The sequence below is a fragment of the Blautia sp. 210820-DFI.6.14 genome (assembly GCF_020558815.1).
Taxonomy (GTDB): Bacteria; Bacillota; Clostridia; order Lachnospirales; family Lachnospiraceae; genus Blautia_A; species Blautia_A obeum.
On the sequence record NZ_JAJCKS010000006.1, the window covers coordinates 30,772 to 54,876 of the forward strand.

Annotated in this window: 25 protein-coding genes and 2 pseudogenes; 14 read left to right on the plus strand and 13 right to left on the minus strand. The window is 43.2% G+C overall.

Features of this window, described 5'->3' with window-relative positions; genetic code table 11:
* Positions 1 to 4: 4 nt before the first annotated feature.
* From LI112_RS06775 to LI112_RS06785, 3 genes are read right to left on the minus strand one after another with little or no spacing between them, the layout of a single operon-like run.
* Positions 5 to 1,177, minus strand: coding sequence for a hypothetical protein (locus LI112_RS06775; protein WP_055269996.1), 1,173 nt, complete (start codon positions 1,175 to 1,177; stop codon positions 5 to 7).
* 44 nt (positions 1,178 to 1,221) lie between these two features.
* The gene (locus LI112_RS06780; RefSeq protein ID WP_021683574.1) at positions 1,222 to 1,854 is read right to left on the minus strand and encodes a hypothetical protein; all 633 of its coding nucleotides are present in this window, start codon (positions 1,852 to 1,854) and stop codon (positions 1,222 to 1,224) included.
* Positions 1,847 to 2,974, minus strand: coding sequence for a DUF6076 domain-containing protein (locus LI112_RS06785; protein ID WP_040648331.1), 1,128 nt, complete (start codon positions 2,972 to 2,974; stop codon positions 1,847 to 1,849). Before LI112_RS06785 ends, LI112_RS06780 begins: the two co-directional genes overlap by 8 nt.
* A gap of 222 nt (positions 2,975 to 3,196) precedes the next feature.
* Here LI112_RS06785 and LI112_RS06790 point away from each other — a divergent pair, with 222 nt between their 5' ends.
* The 8 genes from LI112_RS06790 to LI112_RS06825 all read left to right on the plus strand — a co-directional run bounded on the left by LI112_RS06790 (position 3,197) and on the right by LI112_RS06825 (position 10,722).
* Positions 3,197 to 3,817 carry a CHC2 zinc finger domain-containing protein gene (locus LI112_RS06790; RefSeq protein WP_227190390.1) on the plus strand — a complete coding sequence of 207 codons (621 nt, stop codon included), beginning with the start codon at positions 3,197 to 3,199 and terminating at the stop codon, positions 3,815 to 3,817.
* A complete protein-coding gene (locus LI112_RS06795; RefSeq protein WP_021683578.1) occupies positions 3,792 to 5,183 on the plus strand; it encodes a phage/plasmid primase, P4 family in 1,392 nt (463 codons plus the stop codon). The genes LI112_RS06790 and LI112_RS06795 overlap by 26 nt, the downstream gene beginning before the upstream one ends.
* Before the next feature lie 377 nt (positions 5,184 to 5,560).
* A complete protein-coding gene (locus LI112_RS06800) occupies positions 5,561 to 6,850 on the plus strand; it encodes a plasmid recombination protein (RefSeq protein WP_227190391.1) in 1,290 nt (429 codons plus the stop codon).
* A 15-nt stretch (positions 6,851 to 6,865) separates the two neighbouring features.
* Complete coding sequence (locus LI112_RS06805; RefSeq protein WP_007488117.1) at positions 6,866 to 7,051, plus strand: hypothetical protein; 186 nt, start codon at positions 6,866 to 6,868, stop codon at positions 7,049 to 7,051.
* An 89-nt stretch (positions 7,052 to 7,140) separates the two neighbouring features.
* The gene (locus tag LI112_RS06810) at positions 7,141 to 7,371 is read left to right on the plus strand and encodes a DNA-binding transcriptional regulator (protein WP_015540908.1); all 231 of its coding nucleotides are present in this window, start codon (positions 7,141 to 7,143) and stop codon (positions 7,369 to 7,371) included.
* Positions 7,352 to 9,028 (plus strand): recombinase family protein, encoded by a 1,677-nt coding sequence (locus tag LI112_RS06815; RefSeq protein ID WP_264470352.1) that lies wholly within the window; start codon positions 7,352 to 7,354, stop codon positions 9,026 to 9,028. The genes LI112_RS06810 and LI112_RS06815 overlap by 20 nt, the downstream gene beginning before the upstream one ends.
* 273 nt (positions 9,029 to 9,301) lie before the next feature.
* Positions 9,302 to 9,973, plus strand: coding sequence for a hypothetical protein (locus tag LI112_RS06820; protein WP_227190393.1), 672 nt, complete (start codon positions 9,302 to 9,304; stop codon positions 9,971 to 9,973).
* A gap of 14 nt (positions 9,974 to 9,987) precedes the next feature.
* A complete protein-coding gene (locus tag LI112_RS06825; RefSeq protein WP_227190394.1) occupies positions 9,988 to 10,722 on the plus strand; it encodes a hypothetical protein in 735 nt (244 codons plus the stop codon).
* Positions 10,723 to 10,784: 62 nt separating this feature from the next.
* Here LI112_RS06825 and LI112_RS06830 read toward each other — a convergent pair whose 3' ends face one another.
* Together LI112_RS06830 and LI112_RS18270 are read right to left on the minus strand one after the other, a co-directional pair.
* Positions 10,785 to 11,255 carry a hypothetical protein gene (locus LI112_RS06830; protein WP_227190395.1) on the minus strand — a complete coding sequence of 157 codons (471 nt, stop codon included), beginning with the start codon at positions 11,253 to 11,255 and terminating at the stop codon, positions 10,785 to 10,787.
* Between the two features lie 60 nt (positions 11,256 to 11,315).
* Positions 11,316 to 11,870, minus strand: coding sequence for a phage portal protein (locus tag LI112_RS18270; RefSeq protein ID WP_304505509.1), 555 nt, complete (start codon positions 11,868 to 11,870; stop codon positions 11,316 to 11,318).
* Positions 11,871 to 11,990: 120 nt separating this feature from the next.
* Here LI112_RS18270 and LI112_RS06840 point away from each other — a divergent pair, with 120 nt between their 5' ends.
* Positions 11,991 to 12,296 (plus strand): type II toxin-antitoxin system RelB/DinJ family antitoxin, encoded by a 306-nt coding sequence (locus LI112_RS06840; protein WP_009587702.1) that lies wholly within the window; start codon positions 11,991 to 11,993, stop codon positions 12,294 to 12,296.
* The gene (locus LI112_RS06845) at positions 12,293 to 12,622 is read left to right on the plus strand and encodes a type II toxin-antitoxin system RelE/ParE family toxin (RefSeq protein ID WP_227190396.1); all 330 of its coding nucleotides are present in this window, start codon (positions 12,293 to 12,295) and stop codon (positions 12,620 to 12,622) included. Before LI112_RS06840 ends, LI112_RS06845 begins: the two co-directional genes overlap by 4 nt.
* Before the next feature lie 41 nt (positions 12,623 to 12,663).
* On the opposite strand, the pseudogene LI112_RS06850 reads toward LI112_RS06845, so the two are convergent.
* The 8 genes and pseudogenes from LI112_RS06850 to LI112_RS06885 form a co-directional block, all read right to left on the minus strand.
* Positions 12,664 to 12,854: pseudogene (locus tag LI112_RS06850) on the minus strand (terminase large subunit); the annotation flags it as partial.
* Between the two features lie 63 nt (positions 12,855 to 12,917).
* Positions 12,918 to 13,103 (minus strand): hypothetical protein, encoded by a 186-nt coding sequence (locus LI112_RS06855; RefSeq protein WP_074748502.1) that lies wholly within the window; start codon positions 13,101 to 13,103, stop codon positions 12,918 to 12,920.
* Between the two features lie 65 nt (positions 13,104 to 13,168).
* Complete coding sequence (locus LI112_RS06860) at positions 13,169 to 13,357, minus strand: hypothetical protein (RefSeq protein WP_227190397.1); 189 nt, start codon at positions 13,355 to 13,357, stop codon at positions 13,169 to 13,171.
* A gap of 15 nt (positions 13,358 to 13,372) precedes the next feature.
* Positions 13,373 to 13,945 (minus strand): DUF2815 family protein, encoded by a 573-nt coding sequence (locus tag LI112_RS06865; RefSeq protein ID WP_227190398.1) that lies wholly within the window; start codon positions 13,943 to 13,945, stop codon positions 13,373 to 13,375.
* Positions 13,938 to 15,076 (minus strand): annotated as a pseudogene (locus LI112_RS06870) (DUF2800 domain-containing protein). The gene LI112_RS06865 and the pseudogene LI112_RS06870 overlap by 8 nt, the downstream one beginning before the upstream one ends.
* A gap of 1 nt (position 15,077) precedes the next feature.
* On the minus strand, positions 15,078 to 15,392 hold the full coding sequence (locus LI112_RS06875) for a DNA ligase (RefSeq protein WP_227190399.1): 315 nt from the start codon (positions 15,390 to 15,392) through the stop codon (positions 15,078 to 15,080).
* The gene (locus tag LI112_RS06880) at positions 15,328 to 15,537 is read right to left on the minus strand and encodes a hypothetical protein (RefSeq protein WP_227190400.1); all 210 of its coding nucleotides are present in this window, start codon (positions 15,535 to 15,537) and stop codon (positions 15,328 to 15,330) included. The genes LI112_RS06875 and LI112_RS06880 overlap by 65 nt, the downstream gene beginning before the upstream one ends.
* 144 nt (positions 15,538 to 15,681) lie before the next feature.
* Entirely contained in the window at positions 15,682 to 16,200 is a 519-nt protein-coding gene (locus tag LI112_RS06885; protein WP_227190401.1) for an RNA polymerase sigma factor, read from the minus strand.
* 546 nt (positions 16,201 to 16,746) lie between these two features.
* Between LI112_RS06885 and LI112_RS06890 the strand changes: the two genes are divergently transcribed.
* Genes LI112_RS06890 through LI112_RS06905 form a run of 4 tightly spaced genes read left to right on the plus strand, consistent with a single transcriptional unit; the run spans position 16,747 to position 24,102 of the window.
* The gene (locus tag LI112_RS06890; protein ID WP_004851913.1) at positions 16,747 to 16,941 is read left to right on the plus strand and encodes a helix-turn-helix domain-containing protein; all 195 of its coding nucleotides are present in this window, start codon (positions 16,747 to 16,749) and stop codon (positions 16,939 to 16,941) included.
* Between the two features lie 36 nt (positions 16,942 to 16,977).
* Positions 16,978 to 19,647, plus strand: coding sequence for a type I restriction-modification system subunit M (locus LI112_RS06895; protein WP_227190402.1), 2,670 nt, complete (start codon positions 16,978 to 16,980; stop codon positions 19,645 to 19,647).
* The gene (locus tag LI112_RS06900; RefSeq protein ID WP_227190403.1) at positions 19,641 to 20,948 is read left to right on the plus strand and encodes a restriction endonuclease subunit S; all 1,308 of its coding nucleotides are present in this window, start codon (positions 19,641 to 19,643) and stop codon (positions 20,946 to 20,948) included. The genes LI112_RS06895 and LI112_RS06900 overlap by 7 nt, the downstream gene beginning before the upstream one ends.
* Positions 20,949 to 20,961: 13 nt before the next feature.
* Positions 20,962 to 24,102, plus strand: coding sequence for a type I restriction endonuclease subunit R (locus tag LI112_RS06905; RefSeq protein WP_227190404.1), 3,141 nt, complete (start codon positions 20,962 to 20,964; stop codon positions 24,100 to 24,102).
* Positions 24,103 to 24,105 lie beyond the last annotated feature (3 nt).

Here is a 24,105-nt window from a genome sequence, read left to right on the forward strand (position 1 = left end):
CTCGTTATTCAAATACCACCATTATTTCCTTGGGCAATTTTTCGTTCTCACAGTTCAGAAGATAGGCGATTGCTCTGCTTGCAAATTTGTTTGTTTTCACTGTATCCCAATCGGCAAGCAAAATGACCTCTGCCTTGCCGTTCTCAAAATCTAATGATATTTCGCCCCATTCGCCGTCGCAGTCTGCCTGATATTCGTAGATTGCGGCGGCGATTTTCTTTTTTCGCTTGATCTTGGATTTCTGTTTTAGCCGGACTGCATGGATTGCGCCCTCGGCAACCAACAATTCCGTCAACTTGTCCACTGCTTTTCGGTAGGCTCGTTCTGCACCGCTGGCTGTACTGCCCTCAAACATAACCGCCAGTTCTTCAAAGGTGGGGCGGTCTTTCCATGAGCTGACACGCCCACAGGTCATGCAAATTGCTAACCGTTTTTCAAGCAAGGTCTGTTCCCGGTAATTCAGTTTCTCAAATGCCCGCTGCACCTTTTCTGCCTGTATGCCGTTCCAGAGGATATCGGTATAGTTCCAGCTATCGTCAAGGGCTACATCCTCGCCTGTTTCCTCGCCGTTCTCGTCTGTCACATAGAATGGCTGCTGATTGCGGATTCCACGGACAACTTTCAGATATTCTTCCGCAAGGGCAAGATCGCAGTTGTATTTCTTGGAAAATTCGTTGACCGCATCCTTGGTATTGTGGTACAGCCAAGCCATTGACCGCACCATTTTGTAATTGGTCAGAGAGGACACCGACCATTTTTCTTCGCCCATGCGAAAACGGAGCATAGCATCCCGGATGAACGGGAAAATGTATGTAGCATACTCTGCACCCTTGGCAAGGTCATAGTCCATCAGCTTTTGGAGCATTTGCTCCCGGCAGGAGAGCTTTATATCTATAAATCGGTCTGTGTCATACAGATCGCCGCCATCCACACCGAGAAAGTCTTTGATGCGCTTGTTAAGCTGCGGCTCGTAGTGGTGTAGGAAGAATGAGAAATATATCAAATTCTTTTCCTGCAAGGCAGACAGGATATATTCGTTCAGATTGCCCACCGCTGGAGGCTCCGGTTCCAGTTGGAAGATGCGCTCTGCCGCATAAGGAATGATGCCGTCACCGTGCGGATTGACAGCGTGTTTTGGTATGTATCCGGTCATGTCCCATGAAAAATCACTCAGTATAGCGCACCTCCTTTCGGTTCTTTCTCTATCAATATCGACAGTAATTATGCATCGAACTTTTTGTTAGTAGTATTATTTTCGTCGTCCATCATATCACTTAGCACGGCAAAAGCTTGGCTCAGCGGCACAGCCTTAGAAGTCCAGTTTTTCAAACTAAACAAGTTGGAAGATTCATCAAACACATCAAATTCGTCTGTCCCATCAGTGATTTTCTTCAAGTACAACATTTCTATCAAATACAAAGCTCCCAAGATATTTAGTACATTCTCCTGCTTTGCTTGCTTCAACTGCTCATAGCGGTTGTGCTTGACATCTGTAAATGCTCCCCACCATTGCAACGACTGTGCGGGCTGGGTAATATCCCAATTCATAAACGGTTGTATTTCGATATCGTATTCCTGTACACTGATTTTTTGATTTTTTATATCCGGTGTGTTGGTCAAAATATACTGTGCATAGTCTGCAACCGTTTTTCGATCCGTTGTATTGAAACCGCAAAACTCTTTGAATACAGTATCCAACTCTGCCCCTATGGCTTGAATTAAGAGGGCATATCCGTTAGAAAATGCATCAAAATTGTCCTCATGTAGTTCTACAAACTCTATTGATTCAACAAAACGCTTTTCGAGCATTAAGTAGTATTTCCAATGATTCTGACTAAGTTCTTTTCTATTCATGTTTGTCCCTTTCTTTGTATATTTTTGCACTTGCTTCCTTTTTCAAAGCCGCCTGGTCCATTTCTTTTTCATAAGCTCCCTTGGCATAGGCTACATTGCTCAATGCCCGGAGCATCTTATCTTTTGCCAGCTTTTTCATAACCTCTGCAAGATCAGCGTCCAGAGTACCACGCTTCACATAGCGGTTTATGGTGTTCAGCCGTTTCTCATAAATCTGTTTCACCGGATGATCGTCCGCAAGCTCCCGTTGTTCTCTGCCTTTCAGGTTGCCGATCTGCCGACAGGTGCGGTGCAGCTTGTCCCCCGGTGCATAGCCGCCACAGTATTTGGTGTGCCGTGCGTTGGTGGTCAGAAACCACTTGCCGCAGATTTTGCATTTCTTTGGTGCATGACCAACACACAGGCCCTCAAAGAGATCAGACCGGAACATCCCTACAAAGGATACATAGTGCATCCGCTTGACCAGCTTCGCAACTTTTTCGCCGGGACGGATGACGGATACATACTGAACGGAATTGTTCAGGGTAGACATCCAGGCATTGCCTTCCGTGATGGAAAACTCCGGCGGGAAATAGCTGCCGAACATTTTTGCAAAACCCTCTGCGGTGCGGTCTGCTTCGTTGCCGTCTGTTTTTTCTGCAAAATCAAGCATGGCCGTTTGGTATTCCCCAAGGGAGTATGCCAGATGCCCGAAAACTGCGGTATAGCGTTGGAGCATCATCGCATCGGTAAAGTTCTGGATTTCTTCAAATTGCAAAGAATTGGTTGCGGCTTTTATGGCAAACTCCACATATTTCAGCGCATTGTCCACAGTAAAGACTTTTTCAATCCGTTCTCTGTGCTTTGAGATATTCATATAGGAGAACGGCGGTGTTTGACTGAGAATATCGAGCATCGTCAGAGCAGCTTCCTTTGCAATAGGACAGAGTGCAGAAGCATCCTGTCCGGCGTTTAATATTCCAAGCAGCAGATTGATTTTCTCGCATTGCTCGTTTATTTTTGCAATGGTATTCACAGGAACATTCAGTGCATCACAGGCAAGCGTACCGACAGGAAATGTTTTGCTCTCATATATGACCGTATCCTGCCAGAAATCCAATGTCATCAATTCTTGATTCATGCTTGCCCTCCTGTCCTGTTTTTTCATTTTTCTAATTATATCATGTAAATGTGAAGAAATCTACGTCCTCAGATAAGTTGTCCTGTTTTTTGAAACAGGATTGTCCTGTCATTAGCCTGTTTTTTGAAAAATCCGTCATAACCATAATAGAAGGAGCGAAGCACCTGCCAATCACGGCGGGTGCTTCGTGCTTTCCAGAATATTATGAACGGAGGGTTTTCTATGACAATCTATGAAACCATCAAGGCGGCAATCAGCGTCAAGCAAGCCGCCGAACACTACGGGCTGAAAGTGAGCCACAACGGCATGGCTTGCTGCCCGTTCCACAACGACAGGCATCCGAGCTTGAAGCTGAATGAGGACTATTTTTTCTGCTTCGGCTGCGGAGCCAAAGGGGATGTGATCGACCTTGTGGCAAGGCTGTTCAATCTGAGCAGTTATGAAGCAGCGCAAAAGCTGGCTTTGGACTTCGGGCTTGACCCGAAACCGCCCACTGCCGCAGCTATGGTCAAGCCGAAGCGTCCCTATATCCGTCAGTTCCGGGAGGATGAAATGCTGTGCTTCCGGGTGCTGACGGATTATTTGCATCTGTTGGAAGATTGGAAAGTGCGCTATGCTCCCAAGACACCGGAAGATGCTCTGGATGACCGTTTTGTGGAAGCCTGCCAGATGCACTGTCCTATCGAATATATGGCAGATGTGCTGACGGTGGGTGATCTGGAAGAACGGGTGGCATTGGTGGACAAGCTGATGCAGGACGGCAAAATTGCTTTTCTGCAAGAGTATACCGCACAAAAGAAAAAGAAGGTGGCGCACCATGGCGAAGAACCGGAAAACGCCTGATATGAACTTGCCCATGTGGTTTGACGGGCAGAACATCAACGAAGCTCTGTTTTGTGAAGAATTTCTGCAAGAGCGCAGGATCATCTTCGCAAACGGAGCTTTTTTCACGCCCGATGGTCGAGTGACGGACGATCTTCCTCTGCGTGGGGAGATTTACGACAAGCTGAAATTCTGTGCCGTAAACAATATCCCCCGGAAGATCACCAACATTCTGGAAGTGCTGAAACTGGAAGCGCAAGTGCCGGACTTTCCACCGGAGCAGGATCGGATTCATTTGTCCAACGGTACGCTGCTATTGAACGGCACATTTACCGAGGGCAGACCGGCTATCGTGCGGAGCCGTTTGCCGGTTGCTTACAATCCCGATGCTACTGCGCCGGTGATCTGGCTGAACTTTCTGGATGGGTTGCTTTACGCCGAGGACATTCCAACTTTGCAGGAGTTTATCGGCTATTGCCTGATTCCCTCCAACAAGGGGCAGCGCATGATGGTGATTAAAGGCAACGGCGGCGAGGGTAAATCTCAAATCGGTGCGGTACTGTCTACCATCTTCGGCACGAATATGAAAGACGGCAGCATCGGCAAGATTTCTGAAAACCGCTTCGCCCGTGCCGATTTGGAACACATTCTCCTGTGCGTGGATGATGATATGCGGATGGAAGCTCTGCGCCAGACCAACTATGTAAAATCCATCGTGACAGCACAAGGCAAGATGGATTTGGAACGTAAAGGCAAGCAGAGTTATCAGGGCTGGATGTTCGCCCGATTGCTGGCATTCAGCAACGGTGATCTGCAAGCCTTGTATGACCGCAGCGACGGATTTTATCGCAGACAGCTTGTGCTGACCACCAAGGAAAAGCAGGTGGACAGAGCTGACGATCCTGATCTTGCAGAGAAGATGAAAGCTGAAGCCGAGGGTATCTTCCTGTGGGCATTTGAAGGCTTGCAGCGGCTTGTTGCCAACAACTTTAAGTTTACGGAGAGTGACCGCATCCGTGAAAATCGGGAAGCGGTCAAGCGTGACAACAACAATATCTTTGATTTCATGGAATCAGAGGGATATATCCGGCGCAAAGCGGATGCGTCCATCAGCTCCAAGGATTTCTATGAAATCTACCGGATGTGGTGCGAGGAAAACTCCCTTGCACCGCTGAAAGCCCGCAGCTTCAGCGACGCCATGATTGCCAATGCCAGAAAATTCAATCTGGAGCATTGCAACAACATCACCAACTCTGCTGGACGGCGGGTTTGGGGATTCATGGGAGTGGAAGCCATTGCACGACCTCATATAAATGGGTTTTACGGAGATTCGCCGTGTACGTACGTACCGGAGGACATTCCGGAGGAATGGCGGCAGGTCGAGTAAATCCCATTGCTGGTACGTATGTACGCAGCAAAAGAGCGTGAAACGCTTGTTATAGAAACAGCACACATCCTCTCGTTCGGGCTGTTTCTATGTCCACAGGCTTTTGAAAAAGTGTCTGTGGACACCGGCTGCAAGAGGAAGTTGACACAGAACAGCTTCATGCAGACGGGCTGACCATGGGAAAAGGCGCAGACATTTTCGCCTTGGTCAGCAGAGGTCACCGCAGTGACCGCATTCCCCCTCGGGAGAGCCCTCGGAGAGCCCACGGCACTTTGCAGCCAGTATGGATGAAAGTGTCATAGTGGGTTATTACACTTTGAAAAAGTGCCGTTCTCCAGCCTTCCGCTGTTGCAAATCTCAAAGAAAGGAAAAATCCAATGGCAAGAAATGATGGAATAGACCGTACCGTAGCCAGAAATCAGGACTTGGAAACACCGGCTGATGTGGCGAAGGTACAGGAACACAATGAGCGTGAAAAGGACAGCTACAGCAATCAGGACATCGTGCCGGAACGCACTTCTCTGAACGTCCATTTCAAAGCACCCACGGACGATTATGTAAAAATGTTTGAGCAGATGGAACAAGACGGCGTGATCTCCACCAGAGGTCTGAAACCGGATGCCGTCAAATACGGTGAGTTGGTATTTGATGTGAATTCCGCTTATTTCTACAATCATGGCGGCTATGAATTTGCGAAACAGTTTTATGCCGATGCCTACAAAGCTGCTGCGGAGATCGTAGGTGGTGAGCAGTATATCCTCTCCGCTGTGATGCACGCCGATGAGCGCAACCGAGCAATGTCCGAAGCTTTGGGCGAAGATGTGTACCACTACCACCTTCATGTGGTTTATATCCCGGTGGTGGAAAAGCAGATACTTTGGTCGAAGCGATGCAAGGATGAAGCCCTCCGGGGAACCGTTAAGGAGGTCATCACACAGGTCAGCCGCAGTAAGAAATGGGAGTCCAAGCCGGTGCTTGACGAGGACGGTAATCCAATGTTGAACGCAAGAGGAAAAAAGATTTTGAGGTCATCCTACAGTGTGTTGCAGGATGACTTTTTCCATTTCATGCGAGTTGCCGGATATACCGATCTGGAGCGTGGAGAACGTGGAAGCACCGAGGAACATCTGACTGTGACCCAGTTCAAGGTGCAGGCAGAACAGCAGCGGCTGGAAACTGTGGCCGGGCAGGTAGCACAGGCAGAGCAGAGTTTGGAGGATGCCAAAGCTGCCACAGCAAAACAGAAAAAGAAACTGGAATCTTTGCAAAAGGAAACCAAGGCGGCAAAGACCATTGCGCTGACAGTGCAGGACATTGAAGTAATGGGCAAAAAAGCCACATTCGGAAACAATATCACGCTGACACCGGATGAATGCGACACACTCAAACGCTATGCGGTCAATGGCATTATCGCCAATGCTGACAACAAGCGTCTGAAAGAAAAACTGGCTTCCGCAGAAAAGACGGTTTCCATCTGGAAGCAGCGGTATGAAGCGGTAAACGAAAAATATATGGAACTCAAACAGAAAGCCCAACCCTTTCTGGATGCACTGGAAATCGCATCCGAAAAGGTTCGGGCTTTTATCAATTCTATCCTCATCAGAGGAAAGGAAACGCAGGAACACAAACACCCTGCCCAGAAGCGTGGACAGGATATGGAACTTTGATGGAGGAATTGCCTATTGAAGAAATATTATGAGGAAGCGAAATATAATGCGGCATTTGACCGCTGTGTGGATGTTATGAGCCAGATGCTCCAGAAGTACGGGCATCAGGTTTTGGATAAATTAGAGCAGGATACTCCACAAACGGTGGAGTGTTCCAAGGATGATAAGCAAGCGCAGCCTTTGACGGATAAGGCTGCGTAAAAATTTACAATTTACACGTTGCGTACTTGTTGCGGCTATGCTATAATATGTACGCAACGTGTATTTTTGCTTTTTTGGAGAAAAGACGAATGGATTGTAAAAACAGAATTATTAAGTTGCGTGAAAGCACAGGACTGAACCGGAAAGATTTTTGCAAGCTCGTCCATATTCCTTACCGGACTATGACTGAATGGGAATTGGACAACCGCCATGCACCGGATTATGTGCTGTGGCTTTTGGAGTATTATATCCGCAACGAGGGACTTATGGTAAAAGGAAGGAATGAGGGAGGTGGAGATTCTGAAAAAGAAACAACTTAAATGCTATCTTTATACAAGAGTGTCCACCTCGATGCAGGTTGACGGATACAGCTTGGATGCCCAGCGTGACAAGCTGCGGAAGTATGCGGCATACGAGGATATGGTCGTTGCCGGGGAGTATTCTGACGAAGGATTTTCCGGCAAGAACATCCAAGGGAGGCAGGAGTTTCAACGGATGCTGAACGACATCCAGGACTGCAAAGACGGCGTTTCCTATGTGCTTGTCTTTAAGCTCTCCAGATTTGGCAGAAATGCAGCCGATGTTCTGAACTCTTTGCAGCTCATGCAGGATTTTGGTGTCAACCTGATTTGCGTGGAGGATGGCATTGACAGCTCCAAGGATGCCGGAAAGCTGATGATCTCTGTGCTGTCTGCGGTGGCAGAGATTGAGCGAGAAAATATCCGCACACAGACAATGGCAGGACGGGAGCAAAAGGCTCGTGAAGGCAAATGGAACGGCGGTTTCGCTCCCTATGGATACAAACTGGAAAACGGAAACCTTGTCATTGCAGAGGATGAAGTGGAAGTTATCCGAGTAATCTATGATCGTTATATTCATACAAACGAGGGTGTTGCAGGAGTTGCAAAATATCTGAACCGCAATGGTTATGTAAAGAAACTAAGACAGAATAATACCATTCCGGGATTTTCAAGAGATTTTGTGAAAAATGTATTGTACAATCCTGTTTATATGGGAAAGATTGCTTACGGCAGACGAAGAACTGAAAAGAAACAGGGTACAAGAAACGAGATTCACGTGGTTGAGCAGTCGGAGTTTCCGGTTTATGAAGGACAGCACGAAGCTATCATTTCCGAAGAGGATTGGTATCTGGCACAGGAAAAGCGCAAGATCAATTCTTTTAAGCGGGAAAAGGTCAACAATCCAGACCACGCACACATCCTGTCCGGTATCTTGAAATGCCCATGCTGCGGAAAGAGTATGTACGGCAATATTGCCAAGGCTCATAGCAAGGACAAGAAAACACGGTATTATTACTACTGCAAAAATACAGTTACGCCGACAGGGCATGAGTGCAGTTTCCGGCTGAATATCGAACAGACAGAGATCAACAAATTTGTGGCGAAGATTATTTCCGCTATGGTCAACAATCCCCGATTTGTAGAAGCAATTCAAGCGAAAATCGGAACAGCGGTTGATACAGAGGATATGGAAAAGCAGATCGCCGTCCTGCAAGGGCAGCTAAAGCAAGCCTTTGGAACGAAAAGCCGCTTGGAGCGTCAGATGGATACCTTGGACATCAATGATGCCCACTATGACAGAAAGATTTTGGACTTGCAGCGCCGCTATGATGAGCAGTATGACACCATAGAGGAAATCGAAGTTCAGATTGGCGAATTGCAAAGTCAGATCCGCAGCATCCAGCAGGAGAAGATTTCCGGAGACAATATCTATCGCTTGTTGCTGGCATTTGATGAAGTCTACCATTCCGCAACGGAAGCGGAGCAGAAGGAGTTTATGAAGGCCTTTATCGAGCGAATTGAGATGTTCCCGGAAAAGAGAAAAGACGGAAGCTGGATAAAGAAGATTGTATTCAATTTCCCTGTGCCTGTTGATGGCGAGGAAGTGAAAGAACTTCCCTTGGAAACTGAAACAACCGTCGAGACTGTGTGCCTGCTGTCAAGGAAAGATAAATAAGTGCTGAAAAGTGACGTATTTTCGGGCTTTTTGCGAGGTTGGTATCATCAGAGAAGTCTTGCGGAAAGCCCGGTTTTCTTATATGGAAACATATCTACTTTAGGGGCTGACTGGAGAAAAATTGAGTAGCCAGAGAATAGCGGTAGGGTTTAGGCTGTGGATTAGATGTCATAGGTTGTGGCACTGGGATTGTTGTCAGAACCGACCGCAGTTTAAGCCACTCGATACTAAGGGGTAGACTTGGCAGTTGAATAGATGACAGGGGGAATAAAGATGGAAGATACTAGAATTTATACGGGAGTTACTAAATATAAAAATATAGAGTTTACTTTTGTGTTTAATGGAGAAGATTTGCGCTTAATTCCAACAACTGAAAATGTAAAAAAGATTGAAACTGAATGGCTTATGACGCCGATCGCTAAGGGTACATTTATTTCTAATACGGATTTAAAAATGGAAGAATCGTTTCTGATAGGACGTTGTCATGAAAATGGAAAACGGGTTGTATTCTTTACACAGAAGAATGCTAATATCAGCAGTAATAATTTAGTGTTAATTGTTCAGGTAATCGGTTATTTAGAATGCAGTACTGGCAAAGAAAAATTCGGAAGAATATCATTTCTAGGCCCAGAAATTAATATTATTCATCCGGTTAATCAGTCATTCGATTTTTCGTTTAATCCATCCACTGTGAGTAATGATGGTGTATTTCCAATCACGACGAAAAAATTTGATATAACAAGTACAACGCCACAAGAATTCGAAGTAGATGAAAAGAAAGTAAGTGTACAGTTTAATGTTTCAAGAAAATTTAGCACAAAGATTCTAGAACCACCTATTTTATTAGAATCATCAATGTTGTTTGAGTTTGATGAAACGGATGATTATGAATTTCTTGTCAGACTTTGGTTTATCGCTAAAGACTTTATTTCATTTTTATGCTAAGAAAAAATATTTGCATGAGACCAGCAGTAGTTTCTTCAAAAAACCAGGATGGAAAATATCAATCTTTGGGAACATTAACAATGATGAATCAGGATACAGATGAAGAATTATCTGCGTTAAAACAAAATAGATGTATTAAGCAGAGTATGATATCTGGACATGAGGGCCAGATATTAACGGATATTGCCAGCGATAGTTTGTATATAAGACATTTGCCTAAGACATGCGAAGATGGAAGACATATTGATGCATCAAGATTTATTATGATAACAGCTGCATTTGAATGGGAATTTCATAGAACCTATCCGAATGGTGTTCCAAAGAAGGAAACTACAATTCTAATTGAAAACGAGGCGATAGAGGCACTACAAAAATTAATTGATTCTAGCACAGGTAAATTGAAAAATAAATATAAATTTCTAAGTAAACTTATTAGGTCGGATTCTCTGCAAACAGAGTTAGTGAAAATAGGAGAGGATTTTGATTCGATTATAGGAAATTTTGGTAAGCATTTGTATAGTCTTAATGGAGAAGAGTTAATATATTCTTCAATGGGAGAGAGATTATCAAGTCAGAGAAATCATTTTGCTCACGGGGATTTGGATAAGGATTTTATTGGACTTGCTCTTTTGGATTTAATGTACTTAGAATATGTTGTTTATGCTATGCAGATGAAACATTACAGGATAGAGGATACAAATATTAGAAATGCTATAAATGAATTGTTTCATTTAAACTTTGCGTTGTAACAAAAGACTCCCCATCACCGGAAACTATCCAGTGGTGAGGAGCCTTCGTGCGTCTATGGGATTTATGCGTCAACATCAATACTAACACCGGATTTTAGTTCGACAGTGATGTGGTCGTCCCAGATGGTTATCTGTTTGATCCAGCGTCGCACCAGCGATTCGTCAAATTCGATGGGGTGAGTAGTCTGCTGTGCGATATAATCCTGCAGGTCGTTGATTCGCTTTATTTGCTCGTCTCTTGCGGCAGTGTCGACGGTGGTTTGCTGGCGCAGTTTTCGAAGCCTGAATATTTCATCAGCAATTTCGTCATAGGCTTCTTTGCTCTGGGCTTTCTGGATGAGTTCCTGCTGCAAGGCCATTAGCTTCTCGTCGATGTTTTCAACGGAGGTCGCCTGTGAAGCTCGGATGACTGAGGCAATGTTGAGCTGTAGCTGTGCCTGATAGCTACTTTTGTCTCCAAGCATCTGGTTGATTGCCTTGACGACAGCATCCTGAAGGATCAGTTCGTTAATGGTTCTGGCGTGGCATTCCAATCCGGTAGATTCCAGCCTGCTGATGCAGCGCCAGACGATAGATTTAACTTCACGATTGTTTCAGCGGGGCCTTCGGAACATTTCGCCGCATTCTCCGCAGATGATGATTTGGGAGAAGCAGTGATTGCAGCTGTAGCTACGTTTCTTGCCGTTGGCACTGGTTTTAACTACTCGCCTGCGGATCAACTCTTTTTGAACCTGTAAGTAGATTTCCTTCGGAATAATAGTTTCGTGGTTACCTTCTACATAGTACTGAGGGACGAGACCGTTGTTTTTGACTCTGATTTTGTTCAGAAAGTCAGTTGTGTAGGTTTTCTGGAGCATGGCATCGCCGATCCACAGATTTGGCTCATCGTGAATTAGTCGATACAGAGGATGCTTGATTGCCTTTTCTTTACTACCGGAGTCAGTATACTTATAAACATGGACCGGAAGCCCAGCGATGGACTTCGAAAGAATCCTGACGCAGGCATAGACTGCAGTCATCTGCATGGCGCTTCTTTCATTGACGGCTTTGCCGGAGTTGCTTCCATCAAAGAGAAAGCGATAGGCATTGCCATTGGTGCTGTTGGTGGGCTTGTCTCTTGAGTGAAACAGTCCTGATAAAAATCTCATAAATATTCCTTTCTGCCGCAAAGGGCGTATAAAATTCAAAGTTTCGTCATAAAATGATCTATGCAAATGCTTGCAATTGCAAGCAAAAGCGAATATAATAAAGAAAAAGGAGGCGATACTATGGCAAATACATCCGCTGTTTATGCAAGAATAGATACTAATCTCAAGGATAATGCTGAGAGTATTCTTTCTCAGCTTGGCATTTCTCCATCCAGTGCAATTCAGATGCTTTATAGTCAAATTGTACTGAAGAAGGGTATGCCGTTTGAACTGAAACTTCCTTCTTCTAAGCCATTAGCTGTTGGTGCAATGACCAGAGAACAGCTTGATGCAGAACTCCAGAAGGGTGTTGATTCCATCAAAGCAGGAAAGGTATATTCTGCAGATGAAGTCGATGCGGCACTTGCAAAGGAGTTTGGCATATGACAGATAGCTATAAAGTCGGCTATTCTGTAGATGCACTTGATGACTTACGTGAAATCTATTCGTACATTGCGAATGAACTCCTTGTTCCGGAGACTGCTTCTGCTCAGCTGAGCCGTATCCGAAAAGAGGTTCGTTCATTGGATTTCATGCCAGCTCGCTATGCGTTAGTTGACTGGGAGCCTTGGCATTCGATGAAAATGCATCAGCTTCCGGTAGACAACTTTATTGTGTATTATCTGGTTGATGACGAGAAAAGGACAGTTACAGTAGCACGAATATTCTACGGTGGTCGAGATATCAAGGAAATCATAAATTCAAATAAATAAACAGTAATGGAGCTTTTTGTGTAAAAACAAGAGCTCCATTTTTATATGAATAAGATTCCTCTGTCATCGTAGACAGAAGCACCAGTATTGTTTCCACAGCGGATCGAACGGTCAAGGCCCATGATGGTGGCAACAGCTCCGTCGATTTTTTCTGTGGATTTTTCTCTTTGCCTGCCTTTATATTGCCAGCTGGATCAGTGCGGATATAGATGTTGTCCATCATCCAGCGAAGTGTTTTCATGAGATTGTCCTTTCTACAAAACAGGCAGCAGAGAAATCCCTGCCGCCTGCCGTGTTACTGTTTATCTTTATTGGATTTGTATTTATTGATGTCACGGCGGATGTGGTATACCGCATAGCGGATAAGATAGAGAATAATTTTCCCTACGTTATAAATGATGAAGCCATATACCGCTACAAAAAAGGTGTATGCGATGACGTTAGCAATAAATAGATTTAAGATTTCCGCAAATTCATTCATAGATTGTCTCCTTTTGTCGAAAGATGTGCTGGCGGCAGCAAAACCACCGCCAGCAGGTTGATAGATTACTTAAAGTCCTTCATACGTTTTTCATGGTATTCGAGATCACGCTTGTCCTTTTCCTGTTCACGCTTTTCGCGTTTGTGATCATTGATGATACTCTGAATCATAGAGATTGCAGTAGTAAGACCAACACACGCGAAGCAGGCGATACAGATGTTTACAAGGATTGTACTAATCATGATTGTCTCCATAGTTTGTCACCTCCATTAATCAAGAAAATCATCATCGTCATCAGTTGCAAAGTCGGATTCAGCAGATGCTTTACCACCAAGAGGCTCGCCATCACGAATCTTCTGTAGATTGTTAAGACCACAGGCGATGCCCTTATTACCAGAGCTGTTGAAAGCGTAGAAGCTGATGCTGGCACGACCGTAGACTCCAGAGTAAACCTCAGAACGAGTGAGGATAGGATTGCGGTCTGCATCTACGATGCCCGGAGCAGAGGTCGCATTGGCATTTACAAAGTAGTTGCCAGCGTAAGCAGGGTCGTCCGGTCTTTCAAGATCTCCGTCACGAAGAGGAGTCTTAAGTACGGAAAGAGCTGGTACAGACTTGCCGTTGCCTTTGAGCTTGGATTCACCTTCACGATATGCAGCCTCGATAGCAGCTTCAATCTTTGCGACAGTCTTTGTGTCGGACTTCGGGATAATCAGGCTGACACTATACTTCGGAGTGCCACCGTTGATGGACTTCGGTTCCCAGACGTTGGCGTAGCTCCAGCGTGTGTTAGGACCGGTGATAACCTTCATGGGATTTGTCATTTTTACATTCTTACTCATTGTCGTATTCCTCCATAAAATCATTTTTTGCTGTGTTCATTGCCGGGCGCTTATCGCTCTCCGGCACAAGAGTAGGTTTGCATTGTGGCTTTTCAATATAGGCTGCAAGGAGCTCTTCGAAGCGAGACTTACCGAGCAGCTTTTGCATGGCTGTGATGCCAAGCAGCTTCTTTTCATAAGGGTCAAAACCAGCAGCTTCTACAGCTTTCGACACGGCATCTTCGCTGGTGTATCTGCGGTTGGAGCGACCCTCGATCAGCTTCCAGCCGGTCCATTCTTTACCGCTGATTGCCTGCTGGAGGCATACTCCTTGATGTCACCTGCCCAAGAGATCAGTTCGTCGACACGGGAGAGGATGACTTCGATTTCCGAACCCGTGAGCAGTGGCGGCAGCTTGAAATCATGCTGTGCGAGTAGAAGATTGGCTTCAGCTCTGGCTCGGCATTCATGCTTTGTCTTGCAGAATCCACACCATTCACCACACAGGAAATTTTCATCACCGGCAAAGGCAAGGTCTGCGGTAGGCTTCAGAACTTCATCGGCCCATTGATACAGGTCATCCTTGCTGACTTCGCAGGTAGAAATGTTCTGACGTCTGGGCTGGTAGATGGTCATGCTGACCGTATCGATATCATAGATGTCATCGAAGAGCTCCAGAGCGCCAAGGGCGTAACACTTCATCTGCGAATTGTCTTCAGCGGATACGAGAATTCCAAGACCGTGCTTGTAGTCAATTACGTGCATGGTACCGTCGCTGATGAGAATGGCATCAGATGTTCCGAAGCCTTGTTCTACCCAACGGGAGAAGTCCACTCGCTGCTCAATCAGAACAACAGGGCAGGAGCAGGTCTGTTTGGCCTCTTCCAAAGGCTCCATGATGAAACTGGCATAGCCGGTAGCACAATCCTCCATCTCAGCGTTGTACCAGTCGAGATTTTTGGTAGGGTCTGTGGCTTCCATACCGAGTGCCTTTCGGAGCTTATACTCACAAAGGGAGTGGGCATCTGTGCCTTCTGTAGCATAGTTGCTGCCTTTATCCTCATAGGTTTCGCAGAGCCTTGCTGACGGTGGGCAGTGGAGCCAGCGGTCAGAAGAGGATGCCGAGAGGATTGCATGTCCTTTAGGTGGTATATTAGAGCACCTCCGCTTCCCTAAGCAGGGCTTCATAATGTTTTGGGTCTACGAGTGACAACTTGCTTGCACCGTACTTTTTAAGAAGTTCTCGAATTTCAGCTGTATGTCCGGCACGAGATTTATCAGCCAGAACAGCTCGAACCTCCTCAAGGGACAGTGCAGGTTTCGCAGGAGCAGCAGGGACTTCTGCTTTTTCAGCGGTTTCAGGTGTTCCTCCAAACTGCTGTGCGAGCCAGTTTGCTGTATCGTTAATAGCAGTGGCAGCATTTCTCAGTTCTTCGATGGTCATAGCCATATCGTTCATTTTTGACATTTACTGTTCCTCCTTCCTCGGATTGTCTGTGTGCGGCGATGATTCTGAGATTCTTCGCCATTCTTGCGGATACCTGACTGATTGCAGTGAGAGTTGCAATCATTTCTGCGTCAGTGCCGCTTCTGTTGTGAAAAGTCCGATTCACGATGTTCACCTCACTTTCTGTAGGTCGCTTTGTTTCGCCTTACACTACTCAATGGAGGTGAGATGGCCGTTTGGCCGAAAAATATAAGAAATTTTTTTGAAAAGAAAAATCGTCTCCTGAAAAATCAGAGGACTACCATTCATATTAGATGTAGTCCTTAAGCTCGGAGCGAAGCTTCTGGAACAGCTTGTCCCTACGATATACAAAGGTATTGCGAGAGAGCCCCATTTCCTTGCCACAGTCACGCTCCGATTTTCCTTCCATAACAAGCTGGCAGATAAGACGACCTTCCGGGTTCAGCTCGTTCAACTTTGCATAGAGAGCGTGAAGAAGTTCTGCATCCTCTAATACTTCAGCGATAGCTGCAGATTCATCTGGAACATCGTCGAGCCAGCTCTTTTCGTTTCCGTCGCCGTCATTCACGGTGTTGTCGAGGGAAAGCTGGTCGCCAGCTTTGGCATAAGGACAGGTGAAGCAATCCATGTCGCATAAGTAGCGCTTGCTTGCAGGGCAGATACAACGACCATGTTCCTGTTGACGCTTACGGTAGGTGTTGATTTCACGGTAGTAGTTCGTGTAGAACTCCTTGTTTACGTCCACCCAGTTTTTTGATTCTTTGACGTAGATACGATACTGTTTACTCTGATTGTCTTTGTTTGCCATAATTTTTACCTCCGTTGGCTTCATATTTGAAGCGGAGATAACTGTTATGGCTGCCAGTGTTTTTCATAAGATGGTCACCTCATGCGGATAACTCCGCTTCTTTCCGGTGACCAGCCGTTCGTAAGCTGGCACTCTATTGATATGTTCTCTTGTTCATCAACTACGAACACACCACGTGGCCACGGAGATGGTGAGTTGATGAAGAAGTCAGACTGGTTAACGTCTTGTCCGAGACGAGTTTTTAATAACTATCTTAAATATGCCAGATTTCAAAATAAAAACCTCAGACATGCCTATGTCCGTTTTTAGGAATAATGAGATGATTGATGGAACGGATAATGATTGAAAATCCTGGATTTACAAAAGAAAAGACCGGACATATACATGTCCGGCTACCAAAAAAACAAATATGAACGAATAGTAAATTTTCTAAGAAAAATAATAACAAATATAAGCAAATAACAAGAAACTACTTGTTTTTGCTGGCGAAAATGACTATAATATTATTGGATAATTATATCTATACGTAACTTCGAGAGGTGAAATATGGAAGATAAGTTGAATGATAAATGGATAAACATTGAAGAAGCTGCTGAATACCTAGGTGTCAAGCCAGTGACGCTCCGAGGATGGATACGTAATGATAAAGGAATACCAGCACACAAAATCGGGAAGCAATGGAAGTTTAAATGTTCTGAACTTGATGTGTGGGTTAAAAGTGGAAAAAGCGCTATCGAGTAATTGAGACAGTAAATAAAATACAAGGAGATTCTGGCAATGGCAGTAAAGAAAACAGAGCTATATAGCTCCCTTTGGGCGAGCTGCGATGCATTGCGCGGAGGCATGGATGCATCACAATATAAGGATTACATACTTACACTTTTATTTATGAAGTATGTAACTGATAAATACAAAGGACAGAAATACGGAGATTTGACTGTTTTTGATAAGGCAAATGATCCGAATCCTGACCCCGAGAAAAGAACAGGCTGTTCTTTTGATGACTTTATAGCACTTAAAAATAAGAAGAACATTGGTGAAGGTATAGATAAGATTATAGCTCGCCTAGCTGAAGTAAACGAAGGGTTGAAGGGCGTTATAGATATTGCTCATTTTAATGATGAAGCAAAAATAGGTAAAGACAAAGAGATGGTTGATAAGCTTACTAAGCTTATTGCAATTTTTCAGCGTCCTGAACTTGATTTTTCAAAGAACAAAGTAGAAGGCGACGATATTATTGGTGACGCTTACGAATATTTGATGCGTAACTTTGCGTCTGAAAGTGGAAAGAGTAAGGGACAATTCTACACTCCGGCAGAGGTATCTCGAATTCTTGCAAAAATTATCGGTATCGATAAGTGTACAGACCATGATGCAACCGTATGTGATCCGGCTTGTGGAAGTGGATCTTTGTTAATCAGAGCATTAGTAGAAGCTCCTTTTGAAATTTCAGGCTATGGTCAGGAAAAAGATGGTTCTACAGCTGGTTTGGCAAAGATGAATGCGGTTCTTCATAACAAAGCTACAATTAGAATTATGGCAGGAAACACATTCTCAGATCCTCAGTTTATAAAAACTGATAACCCATCAGAACTTGAGCGATTTGATTATATTGTGGCAAACCCTCCATTCTCTCTTAAAAACTGGTCCGATGGATTAAAAGAGTTTGGGCGATTTTCTGGATATGGGGATAGACCACCTGAAAAGAATGGTGATTACGCTTGGTTAATGCATATTTTGAAAACCCTGAAGTCTACTGGTAAAGCAGCAGTAATTCTTCCTCATGGAGTATTGTTTAGAGGAAATGCTGAAGCAACTATCAGACAGACAATTGTTGATAAAGGCTGGATTAAAGGAATTATCAGCTTGCCTCCGAACTTATTTTACGGAACGGGTATTCCTGCTTGCATTCTCGTAATTGATAAAGAAGGTGCGGAAAACCGCGCTGGTATATTTATGATTGATGCAGGCAAGGGCTATGTAAAAGATGGAAGCAAGAACAGACTCCGTGAACAGGATATTTATCGTATTGTAACTACTTTTAATGAGCAGATTACAACAGATCCTAAATATGCTCGTTTTGTACCAAACAAAGAAATTAAGGAAAAGAATGGGTACAACTTAAATATTTCTCGCTACATTGATTCTTCTGACCCGGAAGATATTCAGGATATCTATGCGCATATTCATGGTGGTATACCAGCAGCGGATATTGATGCACTAGAACGTTTCTGGACTGCATTCCCGACTCTGAAGAATGAACTTTTTGGTGTGTTTAGTGAAGGATACTATAAGCTGAATGTAGAAGAAGATGTGATTCGTCAGACAACATACTCTAACGCAGAATTTGCTGTTTATGGAGAAATGATTGATGAAGCATTCGCAAGTTGGAAGTCTTACGCAGATTCTAAACTTAAGAATTTGAAGGCTGGCGTGTCTGCAAAAGAACTGATTATTGAATTGGCTCAAGCTATATTGAAAGAGTTTGAGAGCCTTTCACTTATTAATAAATATGATGTATATCAGGTACTTCTTGCTTACTGGAATGAAGTGCTTAGTGATGATGTTTCTATGATTATCTCCGACGAAGCTGGTTATGGCGTTGCAAGAGAAACAGAAAACATTATGAAAGAAACAAAGAAAAAAGATGATGATGGGAATCCGGAATTGAAAGTTGCAGGATGGGAAGGAAAACTTATTCCCAAAGCGCTTATTATTTCCGAACTTTTCCCGGAAGAGAAAAAAGCGATGGATGACCTTGTTGATTTTGTTGTAGAAACAGATTCTCGCCTTATGTCTTTAGTTGAAGAATCTGCAGAGGATTCCGTTTTGTCCGATGTGGCTGAAGGTGGAAAAGTTAAGAGCAAGGATATCCAAGAAAAGATGGATGAAATCATGAGCCATGTTCATACTCCACTGATTGATGGACTAGTCAAATTACAGGGCATGCTTCCTATGAAGAAAAAGGAGTATGTGGATTATATTAGTAACAATATTATTCTCGAAGTGGCTTATACAGAAAAAGGTACTGTGACAAAGACATCCGTTGCATATGCATTGGCAATGGCACGCGCAGAAGCACCAGCTCCGGAAGCATATGCAGATGATTATGCAGAGTTGAAAGCTGCGTTTGAATTAGCTAAGAAGTCCGAAGGATCAACAAAGCTTATCAAGGAGATGGATAAAGAACTTGACGAGAAGGCTCGTGAGAGATATGCAACTTTAACAGACGATGAAATCATAGATTTACTGGTAAATAAAAAATGGTATTACACCATCGGTACAGGTATTAATGATTTGTATGCAGCAATCTCCCATCAGCTTGCAGACCGCATTATTGAACTTTCTAAACGTTATGAAAATACTCTTCCTGATCTTATGAAGCAGACTGCTGACTATGAGGCAAAGGTCAAGAGTCATCTGGAGAGGATGGGCTTCAAATGGTAAGAGAATTAAAACATACGGAGATTGGTGATATTCCAGTAGACTGGGAACTCCAAACATTTGACGAAACGTTTAGGGTGATATCCAATAATACTTTGTCACGTGAAAATTTAAACAATCGTGGTGGTGCTGTAAGAAATATTCATTATGGTGATATTTTAACAAAGTTTCCGGAAGTATTGGATTGTAACGAAGAAGAAATTCCATACGTAAATGAGTTATCTCTGTTATCCTCATCGACTCAATTACTTCAGGACGGTGACATTGTTGTTGCAGATACGGCAGAGGACGAAACTGTTGGAAAAGTTATTGAAGTACAGAATCTCGGTGATAGTAAACTTGTTGCAGGACTTCATACCATTCCATGTAGAGTGAAAAAAGGTGAGTTTGCTCCGGGGTGGTTAGGATATTACATGAATTCCGATTTATTTCACAATCAAATATTGCCATATATAACAGGTATAAAAGTGTCATCAATATCAAAAGGAGCTATTTCAGAGACGCTGATATTGGTACCTCCATTTGATGAACAGAAGAAAATAGTACAATCATTAAATAAAATACAGTTATTAATGACAGCAGAAACAAAAGTTGTAAATAAGATAAAGCTTGTTAAAAATGGATGTTTATCGAAAATGTTTCCACAAAAGGATGACACAGTTCCAGAAATGCGTTTGCCAGGATTTACTGAAGCTTGGGAACAGCGTAAGTTACTTGACTGTATTCAAAAGATAACCGATTTCAGAGGCAGAACACCAAAAAAACTGGGGATGGATTGGAGTGAAGAAGGTTATTTGGCATTATCTGCTTTTAACGTTAAAAATGGATATATTGACTTTAATCAGGATGTTCATTATGGAAATCAGGAGCTGTACGATAAGTGGATGACTGGCAATGAATTACATAAAGGGCAGGTCCTTTTTACCACAGAGGCACCTATGGGAAATGTTGCTCAAGTGCCTGATAATAGGCATTATATACTTAGTCAAAGAACTATAGCCTTTGATGTTAAAGACAAGCTTATAACAGAAAACTTCCTAGCTACTGTTCTAAGAACACCAACTGTATTCGCAGATTTGACAGCACTTTCCAGCGGTGGAACAGCAAAGGGAGTAAGTCAAAAATCGTTAGCATCAGTTGAAATCAGATTGCCAAAAGATTTGAATGAACAAGAAAAAATAGCGGATACATTTTTCAATCTCGACCACCTCATCACTCTTCATCAGTGTAAGTGTGATAAATATTCGAATATTAAAAAAGGTATGATGAGCGACTTGCTTACAGGAAAAATACGATTAGTTTAGGAGGAATGTACGCATGAGTATTGGCGACACAGAAAGAGCTACCCAAGATCGTGTGGTTAGCTTCTTTAAGGATAGAGATATCCTTGATTATGAATACGTAGGCAATTTAAAAGATGCCGCAAACAAGAACATCCGTGAAGACCGTCTTCGTGCGTACTTGCGCCTTAGCGGTTACAGCCAGAAATTGATTGACGGAGCTGTTTCTGAACTGGTAAAAGCAGCAGATGATATGACACATGGTTTGTACGATGCAAATCATAGAGTCTATTCTCTTTTGAAGTATGGTGCCAAGGTAAAGGAAACAGCCGATGGAGCACCAAAGACGGTTTATTTCATGGATGTGGAAACACCTACAAATAACGACTTTGCGATTGCCGAGGAAGTTACAGTAGTTGGTCGTCAGGAAAAAAGACCAGACCTTGTAATTTATGTGAATGGTATTGCGATGGCGGTCATTGAATTGAAGAAAAGTAGTGTATCTGTTTCTAATGGTATTCGTCAGAATTTGACAAATCAGAAAGATGGATTTATCGCTCCATTCTTTACGACGATGCAGTTTTGTATGGCCGGTAATGAAATAGAAGGTTTGCGATATGGAACGATTCAGACCAAAGAGAAATATTATATGGAATGGAAACCGGATGGATTCCATGAAAATGAGGATGAGCGTGACCCAGAGGATGCACGCATCATGGCTTATTGCGAAAAACTGGACAACCTTCTTTTACAGCAGATTTACCAGATGTTTGATAAAAAGCGTTTTATTGACCTTATTGAAAACTTTGTTGTGTATGACAAGGGAATCAAGAAGGTGTGCCGATACAACCAGTTCTATGGTATCAAGCGTACACAAAGGCGATTGGCAAAACAGCGCGGCGGTATTATTTGGCATACTCAAGGTAGTGGAAAAACACTTACTATGGTCTGGCTTTCAAAATGGATTCTTGCAAATTGTGAAGAAGAGAATCCTCGTGTGCTTATCGTTACAGACCGAGACGAGCTGGATGAACAGATTGAAAAAACTTATATCGGTGTTGATGAAAAGATTACCAGAACCAAGAGTTGCGATGACTTGCTTCAGAAATTAAATTCTTATGATGATTCATTGTTGTGTTCATTGGTGCATAAGTTTGGCCGTCGTGGTGGTGAAGCCACAGAATCTGATTATGATAAGTATATTGATGCGTTGAAAAAAGCACTCCCTGCAGATTTTAAGGCTAAGGGTAAAATTTTTGTATTTGTAGATGAGTGTCACAGAACTCAGTCTGGTAAATTACATGCAGCAATGCAGGCAATTATGCCGGAAGCTATCTTTATTGGTTTCACTGGTACACCATTATTAAAGAAAGATAAGAAGACAAGTATCGAAGTTTTTGGAACATACATCCATAGCTATAAGTACAATGAAGCGGTTAAAGATGGTGTTGTACTGGATTTGAGATATGAATATAGAGATATTCCGCAGGATATTACAGCCCATGATAGAATTGACCAGTGGTTTGATGTTAAGACTCGTACTCTTTCAAGCAGAGCAAAGGCAAAACTGAAAGAGAAATGGGCAAGCATGCAGAAGATTTATAGCTCACGTTCAAGACTTGAGCGTGTTGCTTGGGACATCATTCAGGATTTCGACTTGAAGCCTCGTCTGATGGATGGTAATGGAAATGCTATTCTTGTAGCTGATTCTATTTATACTGCATGTAAGTATTATGAAATCTTCCAGCAGCGTGGGTTTAAGAAATGTGCAATCATTTCATCCTACACACCACAAGCAGGAGACCTCAGAACAGACACTGTAAGTGCTGATGACGAAACAGAGACTTTTGAAAAATACGAGATTTATCTTCGCATGTTAGGCTTTGACCCTGACAACCTTCCGGAGAAAGTTTCAATTCAAAAGAAAGTGGAAGATTTTGAGAAAGAGGTAAAGGAAAAGTTTGTCAATGAACCTGCAAATATGAAGTTGCTTATTGTAGTTGATAAGCTTCTCACAGGATTTGATGCACCTCCTTGTACATATCTTTATATTGATAAGAGCATGCAAGACCACGGTTTATTCCAAGCGATCTGTCGTGTAAATAGACTGGATGGTGATACCAAGGAATTTGGTTATATTGTGGATTACAAGCAGCTTTTTGGAAATTTAAAAAATGCTATGGATAAGTACACATCTGGAGCATTTGAGAACTATGCACCTGAAGATGTAGATGGACTTCTTAAAGACAGAGGTGATGAGGCTGTTAAACATTTCAAAGATATTTACGAAGAGCTAGAAGAATTATGTGAGGGTGTCGAAGCTCCGAGAGAAGATTTGCAGTATCTTCACTATTTCTGCGGCGTTTCCGGCATGAGCGAAGACATGGATGAAATCTATGCTCGCCTTCGTGAAAAATTATATAAACTCGTAAGCAGTCTAGTTCGTGCTTATGCTGAAGCAAAGCAGTATATGGTTAATATTTGTTCTGCAACAGAACTTAATGCTTATGAGAATAAAGTACATTTCTATATTGAGTTAAAGCAAACTATTGGAAATAAGAGCGGCGACTTCTTAGATTTTAAGGCATATGAACCGGATATGCGAAAACTTATTGATAATTACATCATGGCTTCTGATAGTATCAAAATTGGTGAATTTGATGACCTAACGCTTCTCGATTTCGTAATGGATCAAGGTGAAACGATGACCGGAGAAGATACGCCTTCTGGTCAGAAAGAAGGTGCGGCGGAAGCAATTGAAAACAATATCCGTCGTAAAATGGTAGAAAAGGTAACTGTAAATCCAAAATACTATGAAAAGATGTCAGCGATTTTGGATAAACTGATTCAAGATAGACAGAAGGGCGTTTTGTCCTATAAGGAACTGCTTGATGAATATATTAAACTCGCAAAGAATGTTGACCATCCGGAAGAAAATGAAGACTATCCTGAAAGCGTGAGACATAGTAAGGCCATGCAAGCATTATATGATAATGTAGGCGGGGATGAAGTGTTGGCTATTGAACTTCATAAAGCTGTTATGGATAGTAAAATGAGTGGTTTTCGTGGGGATTCAATCAAGGAAAGAAGAATCAAGAGAGCGTTGTTTGCAATTCTCAATGATGATGCAGAGGTTGAACGTCTGTATAAGATTATTGAGAAGCAGGAGGAATATTAATAG

What these genes read in the sequence shown, in the direction of transcription:
- LI112_RS06780 (WP_021683574.1), bottom strand. Translation starts at nt 1,854, where the DNA reads ATGAATAGAAAAGAACTTAGTCAGAATCATTGGAAATACTACTTAATG.
- LI112_RS06785 (WP_040648331.1), bottom strand. Translation starts at nt 2,974, where the DNA reads ATGAATCAAGAATTGATGACATTGGATTTCTGGCAGGATACGGTCATA.
- LI112_RS06790 (WP_227190390.1), top strand. Translation starts at nt 3,197, where the DNA reads ATGACAATCTATGAAACCATCAAGGCGGCAATCAGCGTCAAGCAAGCC.
- LI112_RS06795 (WP_021683578.1), top strand. Translation starts at nt 3,792, where the DNA reads ATGGCGAAGAACCGGAAAACGCCTGATATGAACTTGCCCATGTGGTTT.
- LI112_RS06800 (WP_227190391.1), top strand. Translation starts at nt 5,561, where the DNA reads ATGGCAAGAAATGATGGAATAGACCGTACCGTAGCCAGAAATCAGGAC.
- LI112_RS06810 (WP_015540908.1), top strand. Translation starts at nt 7,141, where the DNA reads ATGGATTGTAAAAACAGAATTATTAAGTTGCGTGAAAGCACAGGACTG.
- LI112_RS06820 (WP_227190393.1), top strand. Translation starts at nt 9,302, where the DNA reads ATGGAAGATACTAGAATTTATACGGGAGTTACTAAATATAAAAATATA.
- LI112_RS06825 (WP_227190394.1), top strand. Translation starts at nt 9,988, where the DNA reads ATGAGACCAGCAGTAGTTTCTTCAAAAAACCAGGATGGAAAATATCAA.
- LI112_RS18270 (WP_304505509.1), bottom strand. Translation starts at nt 11,870, where the DNA reads ATGAGATTTTTATCAGGACTGTTTCACTCAAGAGACAAGCCCACCAAC.
- LI112_RS06840 (WP_009587702.1), top strand. Translation starts at nt 11,991, where the DNA reads ATGGCAAATACATCCGCTGTTTATGCAAGAATAGATACTAATCTCAAG.
- LI112_RS06845 (WP_227190396.1), top strand. Translation starts at nt 12,293, where the DNA reads ATGACAGATAGCTATAAAGTCGGCTATTCTGTAGATGCACTTGATGAC.
- LI112_RS06855 (WP_074748502.1), bottom strand. Translation starts at nt 13,103, where the DNA reads ATGAATGAATTTGCGGAAATCTTAAATCTATTTATTGCTAACGTCATC.
- LI112_RS06860 (WP_227190397.1), bottom strand. Translation starts at nt 13,357, where the DNA reads ATGGAGACAATCATGATTAGTACAATCCTTGTAAACATCTGTATCGCC.
- LI112_RS06865 (WP_227190398.1), bottom strand. Translation starts at nt 13,945, where the DNA reads ATGAGTAAGAATGTAAAAATGACAAATCCCATGAAGGTTATCACCGGT.
- LI112_RS06875 (WP_227190399.1), bottom strand. Translation starts at nt 15,392, where the DNA reads ATGTCAAAAATGAACGATATGGCTATGACCATCGAAGAACTGAGAAAT.
- LI112_RS06885 (WP_227190401.1), bottom strand. Translation starts at nt 16,200, where the DNA reads ATGGCAAACAAAGACAATCAGAGTAAACAGTATCGTATCTACGTCAAA.
- LI112_RS06890 (WP_004851913.1), top strand. Translation starts at nt 16,747, where the DNA reads ATGGAAGATAAGTTGAATGATAAATGGATAAACATTGAAGAAGCTGCT.
- LI112_RS06895 (WP_227190402.1), top strand. Translation starts at nt 16,978, where the DNA reads ATGGCAGTAAAGAAAACAGAGCTATATAGCTCCCTTTGGGCGAGCTGC.
- LI112_RS06900 (WP_227190403.1), top strand. Translation starts at nt 19,641, where the DNA reads ATGGTAAGAGAATTAAAACATACGGAGATTGGTGATATTCCAGTAGAC.
- LI112_RS06905 (WP_227190404.1), top strand. Translation starts at nt 20,962, where the DNA reads ATGAGTATTGGCGACACAGAAAGAGCTACCCAAGATCGTGTGGTTAGC.